Raw genomic sequence first — 18,685 nt, forward strand, 5'->3', positions numbered from 1 at the left:
CCCTCTGGCCAGCAGCGCCAAACAACTAGGAGCACTGCGACCGGTAATCGTACAAGATGTCAGACCAATCTGTTAAAAATGAAAACGCTCTATAATTCATTTTAACATTTCGCCCATCTTATGTCTGGTACATCAAAAAGAGACCGGTGCCGGTTGCTCACTGCAACTGACCCGCGGTCTCTTTGAACTCCGATTACAAAGCCTTCAACATCTGGTACTGTGCATCATACAAATCGAAGTACGCCCCATGATCCGCCATCAGGCTGTCATGGTTCCCCCGCTCGACGATCTCGCCATGGTCAATGACGAAGATCTGGTCGGCATTTTGAATCGTGGACAGCCGATGGGCGATGATGAAACTCGTCCGGCCCTTGAGCAGAGCGTTCAACCCTTGCTGCAAGAGGATTTCTGTCTGGGTATCGATCGCCGCGGTGGCTTCATCCAAAATCAAAATCCGGGGATCGGCCAGCAGGGTCCGGGCGAAGGCAATCAGCTGGCGCTGCCCGGCTGACAGGGTGGAGCCCCGTTCCTGCAATTCTGTGTTGTAGCCGTTCTTCAGGTGGCGGATGAAATCGTCCGCCCGCACGACCTTAGCCGCGGCGATGACTTCTTCCTCCGTGGCATCCAGCTTCCCGTAGCGAATGTTATCCAGGATCGTCCCGGAGAAGATGAAAGTATCCTGAAGCATGACGCCCATTTGCTGACGCAGGGACTTCAGGGTGACCTTGCTGATGTCGACCCCGTCGATCAGGATCTCCCCATCTGTTACGTTATAGAAGCGGGACAGCAGGTTGATCACCGTGGACTTCCCGGCACCGGTAGGGCCGACCAGCGCAACGGATTGCCCCGGGGTCGCATGGAAATTGATGTGGTGCAGGATCATCGGGCCGTCCTGGTCGTACTTGAAAGAGACATCGTTGAACTGCACGTCGCCGCGAATCGGCGGCAGCGCGAAGGCATCCGGGGCGTCCTGAATCTCCGGCTTTTCATCCAGCGTCTCAAAGATCCGCTCCAAGTATGCGGTGGCCGTGATTAGGGAGTTGTAGAAGTTCCCGATGTTGATCACCGGGTTCCAGAAGTTGTTGATGTAGCCGATGAAGGCAATCAGCGTCCCGGTGGTGACGGCCACGCCGATACGGTTGACGCCGACGAAGTAAATCAGGGCGGTCGTCATGATCGCAATGTTTTGTACCCCTGGCCACAAGGCGAACTGAATCTTCACCGCGTGCATCCAGGTCGAGCGATATTCTTCGGAAACGTCGGCAAAGCGCTGCTCCGCATTTTTCTCCTGAGCAAACCCTTGCGTGACCTTGATCCCGGCAATACTTTCATGGATATAAGCGTTCAGGTTGGACTGCTTGTTGCTCAGAATTTGATACGCCACCCGCTGTTTGTTCTTGATGACCCAGGCCCAGATGAACAGGATTGGCAGCAAAGCCATACTGTACAGGGTCAGTTTCCAGTCAATGACGAACATGAAGATCAAAGTCACGATCAGACTGATCAAGTCTGAAATCAAGTTGATCAGCCCGTTGCTCAGCAGATCCGACAGGGTGTTGATGTAGTTCACGACCCGAATCAGAATCTTGCCGTGGGGCCGGGAATCGAAGTAAGAAAACGGCAAGGTCTGCAAGTGGTCAAAAATATCCGACCGCATATCCTTCAGCATGTCCTGACCGATCTCAGTGATTGCCCAGATCCGGTACCGCATACAGAAGAACGCGACGATCAAGGTCACCAGAAAGATCCCGGCAATCAGCCATAACTGACCCATGTCCTTATTGGGGATAGCCTGGTCAATGGCCACTTTGGTCAGATACGGTCCCATGATGATAGCCACGTTGGCCAGGAGAATGCTGCCCAGCACCACCAGCAGTCGACGCAGGTACGGCTTCAAATACTTGCCCAGCCGTTTGTAATAGGCCCAGTTAAATTCCTGTTCCAGCTCTTCGTCTTGATCGTAAGTATTCCGTTTAGCCATTGGTGACCGCCTCCTCTGCTTGCGGTGCATCCGGGGTCACGCCCAGCGCACCGAGTTGTTTTTGATATGTGTCGTAGTAATAGCCGTGCTTGGCCAATAATTCTTCATGGGTGCCCCGCTCGATGATTCGGCCATGCTGCAGCACGATGATCTGATCGGCTTGCCGAATGGACGAAATGCGGGTCGCAATAATAAACGTCGTTTTATCCTTGGTGATCCGGCGCAATTCCTTTTGAATCTTGGCTTCGGTTTCCATGTCCAGGGCCGACGTCGTGTCGTCCAGAATCAGGATCGACGGGTCCTTGACCAAAGCCCGGGTTAAGGAAATCCGCTGCTTCTGGCCGCCGGACAGACCAACGCCCCGTTCGCCAACAACTGTGTCGTACCCTTCCGGCATTTCTTCAATAAAGTTCTCGGCATCAGCGACGCTGGCCATATCCCGAATAAAGCGCGGATTGGCCTCCCGGTTACCATAATTGATGTTCTCGGCAATGGTGTCGGAAAACAGGAACTGATCCTGCATGACAATGGTCACCTGATCCCGCAGCTGGCGGACGGGATAGTCTTTGGCCAGCTTGCCGTCGATCAAGACGGCCCCGCTGGTCGGGTCGTAAAAGCGGGTAATCAGGTTCATCAGGGTGGACTTGCCGGAACCGGTTTCACCCAAGATCCCCATGGTTTGCCCCGGCGTCACTTTGAAGTTGATGTCGTGAAGTACCGGCTGGCTGGGGTCATCGGCATATTCAAAGTTCACGTCTTTGAATTCCACCGTCCCCTTAATGTGTTCATAATCCGGCGAATCTTCCACCGGAATCCGAGACTTGGCACCCAGCATCTGGCGAATCTTGATCGTCGCTGCCGAGAAACGCTGAATATCGTTGATCAGCCAGCCGCTCATCCGCATCGGCTGATTCAGCATCCAGATGAAACCGTTGAAGGCCACCAGATCGCCCAGGGTCATCTTCCCAGAGATCACGAAGTAACCGCCCAGCAACAGCGAAATAACCGTCAGCACCGAGGCCAGAAAGTCCAGAAATGGCAAGTAGCGCCGGGACACGGCAGCGGAGTCCATGTTTCTCTGTTTGTATTCGTTATTCAGTTTATCGAACTTCTGAATTTCATAGGGTTCCCGGGTAAATGCCTTGACCACCCGGTTCCCAGAAATGTTTTCTTCCACCATCGAATTCAGCCGGGCAAAGCTCTGGCGAATCTGGAAGAAGACGGGGTGGGCCGATTGGCTCATCATGATCGTCAAAATTCCGATCAGCGGCGTGACTGCCACCAGCGCCAGCATCAGCTGCCAGGAAATGGTGCTCATCACGACCACCGCCGTGAAGAACCAGAGCACACATTCGATCACGTTATAGGATACCCAGGAAACGAAGTGCCGGATGGCATCCATGTCCCCGGTCATCCGGGCCATGATATCCCCGGTACGGACCGTGTTGAAAAAGTTGAAGTCCAGGGTCTGCAATTTGTTGAACAGGTCTTTGCGCACGTCGTACAGCGTGTTCTGGCCCACCCGTTCAAACAGGATCTGGTACAGATAGCGCATGATCGTCCGCAGCAGTGTGGTGCCGATCATGACGCCAAGCATCCACGGCAGCTGCTCGGTATGCCCTTGATTGATGACCACGTCGATAATTTTCCCGCCGAGCAAGGGCACCACAATAATGCCCAGCGCGTTACCGATGATCAGCACCGCCGCCATGACCATTCGCCCCTTGTAGCGTCTCGCATAGTGCCAAATCCATTGATATGGATTCATGATAATTTTCCTCCCAATTTCTTCGGTTGTTACTGTCAAGAAGCTATTATGGGGGATTGGGCCAAGAAGAGAATGGAATGTTTTGACCGTAACCATGGACTAATTTGTCCAGGTCGATTTTGCTTTCCACGTAACCGTTATCATGGGATAATGCAAACAAGTATTCGGTATTTATCTCAGCGAAGGAGCGTGTGTTTTATGACCACTGTTTATCACGCATGTCCCCAATTTGTGGGTACTCATTATTCTTTGCGGCTGGTCACCCCCGCCGACGCCCAAGATTTGTTAGCTGTTTATTCCGACCCGCGAGCAGTGCCGCTATTCAGCAGCGACAATTGCGGCGGCGATGATTTCCACTACACCACTTTGGAAAGAATGCAGGCAGCCGTTGCCTATTGGTTGGCGGAATATGCCGAGGAGGGCTTTGTTCGCTGGTCGATCATCGCTAACAAAACGCAAACCGTGATTGGCACGATCGAGCTGTTCCACCGGGAGGCAGCGGATTATTTCACGGACTGCGGAGTGCTGCGGCTGGATCTGCGCAGTGATTACGAGCAAACCGAGGCAATTGCTGAGATTTTAGCATTGATCGTCGCCCCCGCCTTTTCTTTATTTGATTGCTCTCAGGTCGCCACCAAGGCCGTACCCGCCGCCACAGAACGGATCGCAGCACTGCAAGACGCGGGCTTCACAGCCACCGCTGAACAGTTGATTGGGCACCACGATGGTACGGCGTATGGTGATTACTGGGTGCGCCGAGTTTAGAAAAACGCAACAAAGCCGGTTCGGATTTCACTTTTACCAAACAAAGCCATCATACTTTCTTCAAGGGCACCGCGTAGGATACAAACCATCAGCAGGTGCACAAATTCCTCCCCAAGAATGCTGCCGGCTGGTTTCCTCCCTCATCATTTTATCTTGAGCAGCCCCCCTGGCCGGTTCTCCCACTGGTCAGGGGGGTTGTGTTGACTTAAGCTATTAAAAGATGGAGGCGATTGGAATGAGTTTACAGGACTTTATGGCAAAGATTGCACTGCCGGCCGCAGCGCAATCAATAATTGTGCGTACCCGACTTTCGCTTCCCTGGTGGCAAAAAGCACTATCGGCCAACCCAAGCAAATTTCAAGACCGATTGCTGGCCAATCCAGAATTAGCTTTGGCCGTGCTGACTGATCTGGCGGCCGAGGACAGCGCCTACTACCCGGCCCATGGTCTCAGTCCGCAAGTCTATTACGATTCCTACCGCGACCTGAACCTCTGGGCCCAGGACCATTACGCCAAAACCGGCACATGGGGGATCACGGAAGTCCCTTGGTTGATGCGCACTTTGCAGCACCGACTGGTTCGCCTCGGCCGGTTGCAGTTTGAGCCGTTGACTGCCCCGGCTGACCATCATCTGCTGGCTTTCTCTGATATCTGGCTGAATGTGCATATCCCAGCGGACGGACCGCTGCTGCCGGCAGAGTGTACGGCATCGTTTGATCAGGCCAACACCTATTTTCAGCGTGACTGGTTCTGCTGCCACTCGTGGCTGCTGTCGCCCGATTTGCAACAGTTGCTGCCGGCGCACAGTCATATTTTGGAATTTCAGCGCCGGTTCACCATCGTGGCCTATTTCCCGAACGATCGTCAGGCCGAAGAACGCATCTTTGGTGCCCCGTTGGCTGACCCAGCCAAGTATCCCGAAACCACCTCACTGCAACGCGCCGCCAAACAGCATCTGCTCAGCAGCAGGAAAATTGGGACTGCTCTGGGCGTTTTCCAGTATCACCGCTAGACAGCAAAAAATCCCGGAACGCCACGCTTCAGCGCAGACGCTCCGAGATTTTTTCATATAGTGGATTAAAGCTGCTGCTTCCGAATGACACCGCGCAATTCACTGATCAAATCGTTGGGGTGGCGTGTCGGCGTAGCGACTGTCTTAATATTCAATAGATCGGTATCGGTCAAGTTATGGGAAATCGAGTTCTTCCCGTAAGTCCCGGTACCCAAGGTCAACGACGGGGTCAAGGCGTTGAACAGACCGCCGATACCGCCCAAAGATGCGGGCTGGTTGACCAGGATCCGGCAAGCCGGCATCAATTGACCAAATTCAGCAATCACTTCTTTATCCGTTGTGTGCAGCGCAGCCGTGTGGCCCAAGCCGCCATAATTCAGCAGCGCCAAGCACAGATTGAAGGCCGCTGCCCGAGTGCTGGCCCGATACATGGACAATACCGGGGACAGCTTTTCACCGGATAACGGATAATTCTTGCCAATCCCGGCGACCGGTGCGATCAATACTTTGGTCCCCCTGGGGACAGTGATTCCGGCCAGGCGGGCGATCTTCTCGGCAGTTTGGCCGGCAACTGGTCCGCGGACAGTATGGCGCTGCGGATCAATGACGGCATCGCTGAGTTTTTGTACATCCGCTTCGGGGACAAAGTAGGCCCCCTGCTTCGTGAACTCCGCCTTGACCCGGTCTTCGATGGCGGCATCAACGATGATACTGTTCTCAGAAGCACAAATCATCCCGTTGTCGAAGGTCTTGCTCAGCATAATATCGCTGACGGCACTCTTGATATCGGCACTCTGCTCAATATACGCCGGCGCGTTGCCAGGGCCAACGCCTAAGGCGGGTTTACCAGTGGAATACGCCGCCTTGACCATGCCTGGACCGCCGGTAGCCAACACGATGGCGACTTGCGGATTGTTCATTAAGGCATCCGTGGCTTCAATACTGGGATGGTGAATGTATTGAATCAGGTTGGCCGGTGCTCCGGCATCCGTCGCCGCTTTGCTCAGTACCCGAATCGTCGCGGCACCGCATTGCTGAGCCTGCGGGTGCAGACCGAAGATGATCGCGTTGCGGGTCTTCAGCGCCATCAGAATCTTGAAAATTACCGTAGACGTCGGATTCGTTACCGGCGTGACCCCGGCCACAACGCCCAGCGGTTCAGCATACTTGGTAATCCCATGGGCCGGATCCTCTTCAATTTTGCCCACAGTCTTGTCGTCTTTAATGTTGTTCCAAATATATTGGCTGGCATAAATGTTCTTGATGGCCTTGTCCTCAGCGTTGCCCCGGCCGGTTTCTTTCCAAGCGAGAAAGGCCAGTACCCGGGAGTGGACGATGGCGGCGTTGACGACGGCCTGACAAATAGCGTCCACTTGCTGTTGATCAAATTCTTGATATTTCTTGAATGCCCGTTGCGCCCCGGCGACTAAGTCGTTGACTTCGGTGGCAACAGATTCATTGGCATCATAAACCTTTTTCAATGTGGTTACTGGCATAATGAACATCTCCTGATGACTTATTTCACAATTACCATAACGCCCTTTTACTCGCTTGTAAATAGCCTGAAAACGTGTCGGAACAGGGTATATTGGCTGTATTCAAAACACTGCACAAAGTCCGCGAAAGGCCTATTCGTGCGCGATTTTGAAAATTTCACAAAGTATAAATGGATTCGGTTACAGAAAAACAGAGTGATACAGATATTTTTTTGAATGGAACAGCACAAAACGCCCGCCTTTCAACTGTCATAGCAGCTTCAAGGCGGGCGTTTTGACAAACAGCTGTATTACTCGCTGGTCCGTTGCAATTGAGCAAAATCAGCGGGCGTCAAATGCAGAATATCTGCTTGCCGATCAGCATTAACGAGCTGTTCATACCGATCCTCCGGCAAAGCAGCCAGAAATTCTTTACCGCTCACCGCGGCCGGCCGCAGCCAGTGATTCAAGTGATGAATATTGAAATAACTGGACTGCTGCTTGTATGTGGACTGCGTGGCCTGAGGATCGACCTCCACCTGAGTGGGCCCCTTTTCTAAGGTAATCGAAGCCAGCGGGGCCGTCACCAAATAATGGGTGCCCAAATCCGTCACCCCAGTGATGGGGTCGGCTACTTGAGCGGTGGAGCGCAGCTTTTCCTGGGGCAAACTCTGCCACACTTTTTTCGCCAATTGCTGCTGCTGAATCAGAAGGGTCAACGGATAGGCGGTGACGGCCAAAAGCACCGCGATGATCGCCGCCGCGGCAGCCAGCGGCAGCTGGGCAGTATACCCCAACGCCCGGGCAACCTGCTGGCCAATCGCGCCGGCCAAGGCCAGCAGCCAAATACTGGCCGCCAGCCACAGACCGGTCTGAATTCGGTGCGCACTGTGGACTAAGGCTTGGACCTGTTTTTTCTCTTCGTCTGTCATATCATTGCCTCCCTAAGCCTGCATAACGCCCAACAGGACGCCGCCCAGAATCACTAAACCGCAACCGATCAGCGTATAGACCAGTTCCTTGCGGGTCTTGTGCTCGCGCAGAATCAGGATGCCGCCCAAGGTCGAAATGACAACGCCCATTTGGGATAAGGAAAAGCTGATGGCCAGGCCGCTCATATGTATCGCCTGGGTATAGAACAAATTACCCAGCGCCCAGAGCAGACCGAGGACAATGTTGTAATACGTGAAGCGGCTGTTGAGCTTGCGGGGCGACTGCGTGCTGCTGGCCGCGAACCCTTCAATGAGTACTCCCACAGCTTGGGGCAGAATCAAAGCCGCTGGATCCGGCGAAAAGGCCTTGTTCACGATGGAATAGAGCGAAATGCCCACCCCGGACAACAGTACGGCGACAATCCCGATCACTTGCTGTTTATTACCGGTTTGCGCTGGCGTATCGGCTGTCTTTTCTTTCTTAGACGTAAACACGGCGCCAAGAATCAAAATCAAGAGCGCCGCGAAGCCGAAAACATAATCCCGCTGATCGGTCCATTCGCCAAAGACGAAGGCCCCGGCCAGCGTCGTGATCACCAGCTGGGCCGCTGTCGAGAGCGGCATCCCCATGGATACACCCAGGGCTTCCAACCCGCGAAATTGCTGATTTTGACCCCAGCAATAGAACAGCCCTGAGGCCACGCCCACCAGCATCGTCTCCAAATTAATCGTTGGTTGTTCGATGAAGTAATAGACCAGGGCGAAGAGCAGAATACCGTAACTTTCTCCGAGAATCTGGTTCTGACTGCTCCCGCCGATTTTGTGACTCACCACTGAAATACTGCCCCAACAGGCGGCCGTGATGAGGGCATAAATAATCCCCGTAATGACCATTCCTTTACTTAGACTTGTGCTTTTAGCTTATCACAATTTTCAGCAGCACACTGATTATTGCGCTTACATCCCAGCTAAATAGTGTTTGCACAAATCAATGTAGAGGTTGATGTACTGGTGATAGATCCCCATATCCACGTATTCATTCACCTGATGGGCGGAAAAGTTCCCGGGTCCGAACACCACGGCTTCAATGTTGGGGTTGCGATCCACGATGGGCGACGCATCAGTGCCGCCGGAAACGCCAATCACCGGCAGCTGCTGTTTCAAATGCTTCTCGCCAATTCTTTTCGTCAACTGGACCAACCGGGCGTTAGGGTCGGTGGACATTGGCGAAAGTTTGCTGATGACGCGGATCGTTAAGTGCGCCTGCTCAGCCTGGTTGACTTCATCCGCCAACGCCTGAATATCGGCCAGCATGGCGTCATTCGTTTTTTCCGGAATCGTGCGCACATTAATACTCATGCTGGCACTGGCCGGTACGGTGTTGATCTGTTCGCCGGCATTCAGCAGCGTGACCACGGGTGTGGCGGGCCCCAAGATGGGATCTTTCAGCCCGGCTTGGTCCTCGAAATACTGCTGAACCCGATTGTAGAAAGTCAGCAAGGGGGTGATCGCGTTGTACCCCAGCTCCGGCATGGAGCTGTGCGCCGCCTGGCCGACGGAATCAACGCGGAAAGCCAGGGTCCCCTTGTGGGCGGCCACAACGAAATGCTGCTCTGTATTCTGGTTAGCGGCCACCAGGACATCCCGCTCTTCGGGTGACAGCGGAAAAATACTTTGCGCCGCCGGCTGGGTGACAAAGTCCTTGGCAACACCGCTGGGCTCGCCGATGACAATGCCGGCCATATCGTCAACATAACCCTGTTCGGCCAATTGATGCGCGCCGAGTTCCCCGATCTCCTCTCCCACTGTGGCCAGCAAGCGGATCGTACCGTTCAGTAAAACGCCGGCGTCATGGAGCTGAATCATGGCAATCACGCCAGCGGCTAAGCCGGCCTTCATGTCGGTCACCCCGCGACCGTACATCTTGCCGGCCTTGATCGTGCCAACCAGCGGGTCAGTCTGCCACTTCGCGCGGTCCCCCAGAGCCACGGTATCAGCGTGCCCGTCGAAGCCTAGCACCGGGCCCTGGCCGTTGCCGATCTCAGCGACGAGGTTGTCCCGGCCAGGGGCATAAGGTACTCGCTGAGCGGTAATATGGTGCTTGGCCAACAACTTTTCTAAGTAATCCGCCACCGCGGCTTCATGGTCATTCACCGACGGAATGGCTACCAGATCAGCTAGGATCTGGTCATATTCTGCAATTCTCATGATGCGTCACTCTCCCCAATATATGTATATCCACTTCTATTGTAAGCAAAGAAGTGGGAATTAGGGTGTTTGCCGCTTACAAATTACAGTGCCGGTGCTAATCAGAGGTGACAAAAAACGATCCGCCATACCAGTCGGCAGATCGTATTTGTTTAACCCATCAGCCTATTGCAGCTGCATCGTCAACGGTGTCTTCTTGGCTTCATAAATACGGTTAGAAAAGGCTTGGTTGCCAGCATACACCACAATAATGTCATCCTCGGTAATGATTTTGATTTTTCCATCAGCTGCCGCCTGATAAGTGGTCTCCGTCATCGGGTTGCCGCGCGCGATATCCGTCAAGGCAGTGTTGTAATAGGCCATCTTGCCGGCTCGTTGATCCACTACGATATGGTTAGTGTCGCCAACACTTAAAATCAATTTCTTGTTTTTGCTTGCCGGCAAGGTTAAGGTCACCGAACGAGCGGCAGACGCAATCGGCAGCTTGGTCCGTTTATCCGTTAAAGCTGCTTGCTGATTGGTAATCTGCTTCGCCGCAGCCTGGGGCAATTGCGGCACGAGAGTATCGCCGTGCGGTATCAGCTCATGGACGGCTAAATTACCTGCCCAATTATATTTCAGCCGATCGCTATGCTCTTCTTTGGTTGGAATCCAACCCACCAAATAGAGGTGCTGGTTGTCCGTCACCAACCGGCCCGCATAGAATCCCGCGCCGTCCACATAATCCTGACCGTGTTGCGGAGCCTTGAACGTACTGGTTAACTTATCAGCCACCCGATAGTGCACGACCCGCCGGTCAAATTGGTCAGAAAACGCCAGATACCAGCGGCCTTTGAATTGAACCACAGAGGGACATTCCAGAGTGGAATCATTATTCATGTCGTTAGTGAAAAACACGCCCTGATCCTGCCACTGTTTTAAGTCCTTTGAAGTGTATCGGGCAATCACTCCCGTGGCGGCGTTGCGGGTGGCAATCAGCATCCAGTATTCTTTAGCTGAGGTATTGTAAAACACATACGGATCGCGAAAATCGTTGGCCTGATAATTGGCACTGGCTTTGAATGTGTCTTTAGGCTGTTTAGTCCATTTCTGCCCGTCATTGCTCGTAGCGTGCATAATGGCTTCCTTCGGACTTAAAGTATCGTTGTGAGCGGTGTAAAATGCATGATACCGACCCACCTGATCTTTGATGACGGAACCCGTCCCCAATGCCCGTTCGGGGCTATCCTCTTGGTTCACATAAGGAATCACTTGCCCCGCATTGGTGTAGTGATAAAAGTCCTGCGTTGTCAGCAAGCTGAACGGGTGGAAGCCGACTTCGCCATTACGCAAGTCTTCCAAGTAATAGATCGAAAATTTTCCCTGATCATAAAATGGCATTGGGTCGCCGACAAAACTCTCTTTGGCCCGCGGGTACACCGCGGTAATTTGCCGGCTATCCCGCTTGGCTTTGGCTTGCACAGTTAAGTAGGCCCCGCCGCCGACTAAGCACAGCAACAGAACAGCAGCGATCCATTTCCAGTGGCGCATCATATTTTCCTCCTAAAAATGGCGTCTAAAGCCGCTGCCTTAGACGCCATTATACTTACTGAATTGGTTGCGTCGTCCAACTCGCACCGAAGGCAACCGGCAGCACTGTCCGATTATCGACCGTCTGGCCAGCAATCACCGCCAGCAGCGAATCAACGGATCGCTGGGCCATCAGGGCAACGGGCTGAACAATCGTGGACACGAGAAAGTCATCCTGTTCTTTGATCCGCTGACCATCGAAGCCAATGACTTGGACATCATCTGGGACATGTTGGCCGCGCTGCTGTAAAACATCGCAGACGGTCAGCGCCATGTCGTCGTTGATGGTAAAAATGCCATCAATTCCAGGATGGGCGTCCAGGAACTCATTAATATGCCGGTTGACCTGTGTCAACGGTTCAAGCATATCCAGCACATCATATTGCACTTGGCGCGCGTTGCATTCAATTTCAAAATACTTCCGTCTGTTTTTGGTTTCATTGGGTGTTTCCTGATACCCGCCAATATAAGCGAGATGCCGGCACCGCCGTTTGAGCAGCTCATCCACGGCCAGTCGTCCGCCCGCGGCATTATCAGCGGTCACGTAAATCACGTCTTCGGTGAAGTAGCGGTCAATACTGACAAAAGGCAGATTACTAGAAATATATTGGTCAATATCCGAATAGGTGATCCCAATGATGCCGTCCACTTTATTTTGCTGCACCATCTGAATGTATTCGCGCTCTTTCTCAGCATTGCCGTTGGAATTGCACAAATACATCTTATAGTTTTGCGCGGCTAAACAAGATTCCACAGATAGGGCAAATTCAGCGAAGAAAGGATGCCAAACACTTGGCAAAATCAAGGCCACCGTGTTGGTGCGATTTGTTTTCAGTCCCCGGGCATAGATATCCGGCTGATAGTCAAGAACTTTGATGGCTTCTTCGACCCGGGTGCGTGTCGTTTCTTTTACATGTTCCCCATTAATTACCCGGGAAACGGACCCGACCCCAACGCCAGCCATCTTGGCCACGTCTTTCATCGTTGCTTTCATCATTGGTCACCTCCTTGAGTCAGTATACGGTACCCATCAGCCAAGTTCTACTGATTCAGTACGGTGCTGGGCACCATGCCCTGTTGGGCCAGCGCCAAGCACCCCAAAACCCCTTGATTGTCGTGGAGACTGGCGCCTTGCAGATATTCAGTCAAAGGCGGCCGGTCCACATAGCCTTGATTATATCGCTCAAAACGATTCCGAATCATGGGCAGCAGCTGGGGCTGATTCATCACGCCGCCGCCAAAAATAATCATCTCCGGTGCTAACAACAAACTCACCGTATTAGCAGCTTGGGCCAAATAATCCGCCTCAATTGCCCAACACCGATCATCTGCTGGCAATTCACCAGCCGGCCGGCCGGCTCTGGCTGCCAGGGCGGGGCCAGCTGCCAGCCCTTCCAAACAGTTGCGGTGATAAGGACAAAGGCCAGCAAAATCATCTGCTGGATCCTGCAAAACCCGCATATGACCCATTTCTGGATGGGCCAAGCCTTGAATCAAGCGGCCTTGATTGATTGCACCCGCTCCAATACCGGTACCCACAGTGAAGTAGACACAACTGCGCACCCCTTGGGCGATGCCAAACTGATACTCGCCTAAGCAGGCCACATTGACATCCGTTGTGGCAAAAACCGGCACCTGCAACCGCTGGTGCAATTCTCCAACAATGTCATATCCTTGCCAGGCAGTTTTCGGTGTATTGAGAATCGTGCCATAGCTGGGCGAATCTTCGTTTAGATCAATTGGTCCAAATGAGCCAAGACCGACAGCTGTGAGCGCAAAGTCGTCAAAGAACGCGCTGATTGCCCGCAGTGTCGCATCCGGTTGGCCTGTGGCAATCTTGGTTCTCGCTATTATTTGGTTATCTTCATCAGCAACGGCGAGCACAAACTTTGTACCGCCGCCTTCAATTGCCCCGTATTGTGTCATACACGAACCCTTCCCGTTTCAAAAGAGCCGATTTTGGCATGCCCTTCGGCGGAAAAGACAATGTCGTGCCCTTTTTCAATTTCATAAAATGTTGCGGTCATTGTTTCCTGACCATTAATAAAGACTTCAATCGCACTGGTGTCCCGAAAAATCTCAAGAATGAGCTGATCATTGACCAACGGAACCCGTACGGCCCGGGAATTCAGCGGCTGGCGTTCATCACCCGTAATAGGATAGCCGAAGCCCGCCCGACTAAGGTGAAATTCTTCAGTCTGGGTAACATACCGCAGGGTGAGCGCTTGCTGGCCTGTTTTAGCAAATTGAATCGTGAAGGACGCCGCCTCGGCTAAATCACAAACAATTTGCATGTACGTATTGTCTCCCACGAGGTTGCGAAAAACGACCGGCCGGGTGCTGACGTCAATGTTTTCGGACCCGGATAAATATTCCAATTGGCCATAAACCAGAGACACCGGTTTTTGAATTAAGCGGCCCTCTTTAACCCGCAGCTCCCGCGGCAGCGTCATTGCCCCGGCCCATCCATGATCGAGCTCATGGGTGGGCATAGTACGATTCCACATTTGCATCCAAGCAATCATGATTCGCCGCCCTTGCTCGTCAACCAGGGTTTGCGGCGCATAAAAATCCAGACCGTAGTCAATTTCCTGGGTCGTCTGTACGGTCAACTCACCGGTGGTCCAATCCATTTGACCGATACAAGCCATCGTGGAGCTCACATTCCGGAACGCCAAACCCTGGCGTGGAATCTGAATCGGCGACATCAGCAAGACATCATAGCCGTCCAAGTGGAAAAAGTCGGGGCATTCCCACATAATGCCCTGTTCAGCGGTACCCGTCAGCAGCGTCGAAAAGAAGTCCCAGTGCTGGAGATCAACTGATTTAAACAGCAGGATACGGCCGCGGTTATCTGTAGTTTTAGTCGCCGCCACGGCATAAAACGATCCATCATGGGCAAATACTTTTGGATCCCGGAAATCATGGATCGAGCCGTGGTCGCCCAGTAACTCACCGGCAATGACCGGATTGTGCCGGGATTTCACGAAATGAATGCCATCATCCGAAACCGCCAGACACTGGGTCTGGAACGTTTGACCATTCTCAACCACGTGTCCGGTATACAGCAGATACAGCCGATCGTGGTGCACGATCGCGCTGCCTGAAAAACAGCCGTCACGATCGTAGGCCTGGTCCGGGGCTAATGCGACGGGCAGGTCTTCCCAGTGGACTAAATCCTTGGAGCGCGCGTGGCCCCAATGCATCGGACCCCAGTTGCTGGCATAGGGGTAATACTGGTAAAAGAGATGATAGGCGCCGTGATAGTATACTGCCCCATTCGGATCGTTGATCCAGCCCACTGGTGCCATCAGATGGTATTGGTCGCGGTACTTAGGATTCACCCGATGCCGGTTTTGTTCAATATACCGATTCGCGCGATCCAGTGCTTCGGTTTGTTCAATCATCACGATTAATCAGTCCCTTTTACATACTTGTCGTAACCGTCCTGTTTAATTTTGAGCCATTCGTCGATACCGACGCGTTTCAATTCTTTCAAGTACGCGTCCCATTCTTGGTCAATTTTACCGTTGGTAATCCATTCAGCCCGTTTGCGGTAAATGTAGTCCCACATGTCAGTTTCAATCTTGTTCAATCGATCAGTTTCCTTCTTCGTGAAGAAGACCTTAGGGAAAATGCTATTGTTGGTGATGTAAGGCAAATAGGTTTTGTGCATCAGATCCAACCGCCATTTGGCATCATCCGGCATCGTGGTGACTTTACCATAGTAACTATTCAAGACTGCTAACGGTCCAGCTGCTTCCGTCTTTTGCCGCAACTCGCCTGGCGCAGTGCCGTTCAACGGCAAGTGGTGCAGCATGCCGTTCTTGAGCGTGAAAATATTAGCTTGTTTCTTATCACCGTAAGTACCCCAGTTGTTTTGTACTGATTGCAATGGTTCATACATCTTATCGACCCACTTCGCAGTCAGTTCCAGATTCTTGTTAGCACTGGTGATTACGAAACGGTCGCGGGAGAAACCGATCCCGTTGGTTCTGGTCACATGACGCTGGCCATCTGGTCCGGCTAAGACCGGCAGGGCATCATAGTCGTCATTGGCTCCCGTAATATTAGCTTTATCCCACGTGAAGTACACCCCCAGTTTATTGGCTTTCCCCTTTGCCACCAGGCCATTCCAGTCCTGCTCAAAGGCTTCTTTATCGATCAGACCCTTTTGCCAGAGTTGGTTGAAGTATTTTGTTGCTGCCTTGTAACCGGGCTTATCGGCTGTAAACTCGACTTTTCCGTTGTTCTCGACGATGGTGTGGTCATCATTATCGCCTTCTCCAAAGGCGCCATAGAGCAGCTTCATATCTTCATTGCCGCCGTTGTTGATGAAGGACATCGGAATCTCATCGGCCTTGCCGTTGCCATTCGGATCTTTGGTCTTGAAAGCCTCTAATACCTGCTCCAATTCCGCTGTGGTTTTCGGCATTTGCAAGCCCAATTTCTTCAACCACTTGACGTTGATCCAAGCCATATCATTAACCGTATGGATCGATTCTTTGCCTTGACCCAATTCTTCGATCCAAGGGAAGGAATAAATATGGCCATCAGGCGCCGTGGATAATTTTTTATATTCCGGATGTGCGGCAAAAATCTTTTTCAAATTGGGCATATACTGGTCGATCAGTTTCTCCACCGGCACAATAACGCCGTTTGAAGCCCAGGTCAGCAAGTCGTAATCACCAGCGCCAGCGTTAAAGATGGCGTCGGGTAAATCGCCGCTGGAAATATCCAAATTCCGTTTCTCAGCAAAATCAGAATTGTAGTTGGTCCAGTCCACGTGGACGCCCGTGTCTTTTTCCAATCGTTGAAAAATCAGCTTGCTGTTCGGATCTTTTGGAGCCAGGGCCGCGCTTTGCGAAATCATCTTCAAGGTCTTCTTCTCTTTTAATGGGAACGAAACCTTGGTTAACTTGTAATCTGGACTGGCCGTATCTTTACTGGCACTGTTCCCACAAGCCCCTAAGAGCACGGTACTGACGATCGCCGCAGCAGCAATCCATTTTTTGATAGACATTGGTAATTTCTCCCCTCGTTATTAACCTTTCACTGAACCAACTAAAACGCCTTTGTCGAAGTATTTCTGGAAGAACGGGTACATCACAATCAACGGTAAACTGGAGATTACAATCGTGGCATATTTGATCAATTCCGCAATCTGCTTCATTTCTGCCATTGCTGTACTCGCACCCACCATATCTTGGGAGGGCTGATTTTGAATCAAGATATTCCGCAGCACCAGCTGCAAGGGCTGGAGGTTCGGATCTTTGATATAGATCATCGCGTCGAAGTACGAATTCCACTGACCAACAAAAGCATAAAGGAAAAGGACAAACATAATCGGTTTCGCTAACGGCAGCATGATCTTGAAGAAGATCTGCATTTCATTTGCGCCATCAATTGTTGCCGCTTCTGACAACTCTTTGGGCAGTCCGCTGAAGTAGGTGCGGGCAATGATAATATTCCAGACATTGATTGCCCCAGGAACAATTAATGCCCAAACCGAATCCAGCATACCCAGGTTCTTGATCAGCAAATATGTCGGAATTAAACCGCCGCCGACAAACATAGTAATCACGAAGAACATCATGATCGGTCCCCGACCATACAGACTGGGTTTAGAGAGCGGATAAGCCGTCAGCATTGTAACTAGAACCGTCAAGACACTGAATGCAAATGAGTAAAAAATCGAATTGAGAAAGCCCCGGACAATTGAATGATCGGCGAATACCCGTTGATACCCTTGGGTCGTCCAATCTGCTGGGTTGAAACTAATCCCCTTATTCAGCAGTGTGGCCGGGTCCATGAAGGACGCAACGGTCACGTAAACCAGCGGAATGACTGTGATGATCACCAGAAAGCCGATAATGATCCGGTTCACCACCAGCACATGCCGGTCAAATTTGGAGTACATTTTCATATCCATTTGGTTGTCCCCCTATAACCCTTGACCATCGTTGAGTTTCTTCACCACGTTATTCACGAACAACAATAAGACCACATTGATGATCATATTGAAGAGGCCCACAGCGGCAGAGTATGCATAGTCGCCTGATTGCAAACCAATCTTATAGACATACGTCGAAATGATTTCAGATGACGGGATATTCATTGAGGTTTGCATCAGATAGGCCTTCTCGTAACCAACATTCATGATATTGCCAGCGGCGAGTACGAAGTTGATGACCATCACTGGTTTGAGAGCCGGCAAATCAATGTGCCAAATCTTTTCAAAAATGTTGGCGCCATCCATGTTGGCTGCTTCGTAGAGATCCGTACTGACTCCGGCCAATGTAGCGGTATACAGGATGGATGCCCAGCCCATTCCCTGCCAAATCCCAGAAAGAATGTATATTGTTCGGAAATATCCAGGATTGGACATGAACATGATTGGCTTGCCGGTGAGCTTGGTCACGATCCCGTTGATCGGGCCGTTTGCCGACAAGAACAGAAACAGCATCCCCACGATAATGACCACCGAGATAAAGTTCGGGGCGTATAGGATCAATTGCAGCTTCTGCCGAATCTTCTTGTTCATGATTTGATTCAGCGATAACGCTAAGATAATGGGCGGCAAAAAGCCGAGCAGCAGACCGTACGCGCTGAGCTTGAACGTATTCAGCAGCAGGGTCGTGAAGTTCGGGGAGAAAATGAATTCCTGGAAGTGCGCCCACCCCACCCACGGACTGCGCAGGATCCCCAGCAGCGGATTGTAATTTTTAAAGGCGATGATGGCGCCGTACATCGGAATATATTTGAAGACCAGCGTCAGCAGAATCCCCGGCAGCAGCATCACATACAGCCAGCGATCACGCTTCAGCCGATCCCATAGCGCCTTATCCCGGCGCTTTTTGGCGATCCGCGGAACAGTGGTCGCAGCTGCAGATGTTGTGTGATACACCTTTTCCATGAAAAGCTCCTTCTTTCCATATTTTGGAAACGTTTCAAGTTTTCTTGTAAAAAATTGCA

At 52.0% G+C, this 18,685-nt stretch carries 15 protein-coding genes; 2 read left to right on the plus strand and 13 right to left on the minus strand.

What is annotated here, in order from left to right:
• Positions 1–193: 193 nt before the first annotated feature.
• Both H627_RS0104465 and H627_RS16990 read right to left on the minus strand, forming a co-directional pair.
• On the minus strand, positions 194–1,981 hold the full coding sequence (locus H627_RS0104465) for an ABC transporter ATP-binding protein (RefSeq protein ID WP_027827963.1): 1,788 nt from the start codon (positions 1,979–1,981) through the stop codon (positions 194–196).
• Entirely contained in the window at positions 1,974–3,749 is a 1,776-nt protein-coding gene (locus H627_RS16990) for an ABC transporter ATP-binding protein (RefSeq protein WP_051225173.1), read from the minus strand. The genes H627_RS0104465 and H627_RS16990 overlap by 8 nt, the downstream gene beginning before the upstream one ends.
• 198 nt (positions 3,750–3,947) lie before the next feature.
• Between H627_RS16990 and H627_RS0104475 the strand changes: the two genes are divergently transcribed.
• Both H627_RS0104475 and H627_RS19100 read left to right on the plus strand, forming a co-directional pair.
• Positions 3,948–4,514 carry a GNAT family N-acetyltransferase gene (locus H627_RS0104475; RefSeq protein WP_027827964.1) on the plus strand — a complete coding sequence of 189 codons (567 nt, stop codon included), beginning with the start codon at positions 3,948–3,950 and terminating at the stop codon, positions 4,512–4,514.
• Between the two features lie 235 nt (positions 4,515–4,749).
• Positions 4,750–5,526: an acyltransferase domain-containing protein gene (locus H627_RS19100; RefSeq protein WP_027827965.1), complete on the plus strand. Its 777-nt coding sequence runs from the start codon at positions 4,750–4,752 to the stop codon at positions 5,524–5,526.
• Between the two features lie 65 nt (positions 5,527–5,591).
• Here H627_RS19100 and H627_RS17000 read toward each other — a convergent pair whose 3' ends face one another.
• The 11 genes from H627_RS17000 to H627_RS0104535 form a co-directional block, all read right to left on the minus strand.
• A complete protein-coding gene (locus H627_RS17000; RefSeq protein ID WP_051225174.1) occupies positions 5,592–7,022 on the minus strand; it encodes an aldehyde dehydrogenase family protein in 1,431 nt (476 codons plus the stop codon).
• A 290-nt stretch (positions 7,023–7,312) separates the two neighbouring features.
• Complete coding sequence (locus H627_RS0104490; RefSeq protein WP_027827966.1) at positions 7,313–7,933, minus strand: hypothetical protein; 621 nt, start codon at positions 7,931–7,933, stop codon at positions 7,313–7,315.
• A 12-nt stretch (positions 7,934–7,945) separates the two neighbouring features.
• Positions 7,946–8,827: a GRP family sugar transporter gene (locus H627_RS0104495; RefSeq protein WP_027827967.1), complete on the minus strand. Its 882-nt coding sequence runs from the start codon at positions 8,825–8,827 to the stop codon at positions 7,946–7,948.
• Positions 8,828–8,890: 63 nt separating this feature from the next.
• Entirely contained in the window at positions 8,891–10,141 is a 1,251-nt protein-coding gene (locus H627_RS0104500; protein WP_035439956.1) for an ArgE/DapE family deacylase, read from the minus strand.
• Between the two features lie 165 nt (positions 10,142–10,306).
• Positions 10,307–11,674, minus strand: coding sequence for a glycoside hydrolase family protein (locus H627_RS17005; RefSeq protein WP_081674661.1), 1,368 nt, complete (start codon positions 11,672–11,674; stop codon positions 10,307–10,309).
• A 52-nt stretch (positions 11,675–11,726) separates the two neighbouring features.
• Positions 11,727–12,704 carry a LacI family DNA-binding transcriptional regulator gene (locus H627_RS0104510; protein WP_027827969.1) on the minus strand — a complete coding sequence of 326 codons (978 nt, stop codon included), beginning with the start codon at positions 12,702–12,704 and terminating at the stop codon, positions 11,727–11,729.
• Between the two features lie 47 nt (positions 12,705–12,751).
• The gene (locus H627_RS0104515; protein WP_027827970.1) at positions 12,752–13,636 is read right to left on the minus strand and encodes an ROK family protein; all 885 of its coding nucleotides are present in this window, start codon (positions 13,634–13,636) and stop codon (positions 12,752–12,754) included.
• On the minus strand, positions 13,633–15,120 hold the full coding sequence (locus H627_RS0104520) for a glycoside hydrolase family 32 protein (protein ID WP_027827971.1): 1,488 nt from the start codon (positions 15,118–15,120) through the stop codon (positions 13,633–13,635). Before H627_RS0104520 ends, H627_RS0104515 begins: the two co-directional genes overlap by 4 nt.
• A 2-nt stretch (positions 15,121–15,122) precedes the next feature.
• Positions 15,123–16,733, minus strand: a complete 1,611-nt coding sequence (locus H627_RS0104525; RefSeq protein WP_035439957.1) for an ABC transporter substrate-binding protein — start codon at positions 16,731–16,733, stop codon at positions 15,123–15,125.
• 21 nt (positions 16,734–16,754) lie between these two features.
• Positions 16,755–17,642 (minus strand): carbohydrate ABC transporter permease, encoded by an 888-nt coding sequence (locus H627_RS0104530; RefSeq protein WP_035439958.1) that lies wholly within the window; start codon positions 17,640–17,642, stop codon positions 16,755–16,757.
• A gap of 12 nt (positions 17,643–17,654) precedes the next feature.
• Positions 17,655–18,626: an ABC transporter permease gene (locus H627_RS0104535; RefSeq protein ID WP_051225176.1), complete on the minus strand. Its 972-nt coding sequence runs from the start codon at positions 18,624–18,626 to the stop codon at positions 17,655–17,657.
• Positions 18,627–18,685 lie beyond the last annotated feature (59 nt).

This window comes from Schleiferilactobacillus harbinensis DSM 16991, assembly GCF_000425885.1.
Lineage (GTDB): Bacteria > Bacillota > Bacilli > Lactobacillales > Lactobacillaceae > Schleiferilactobacillus > Schleiferilactobacillus harbinensis.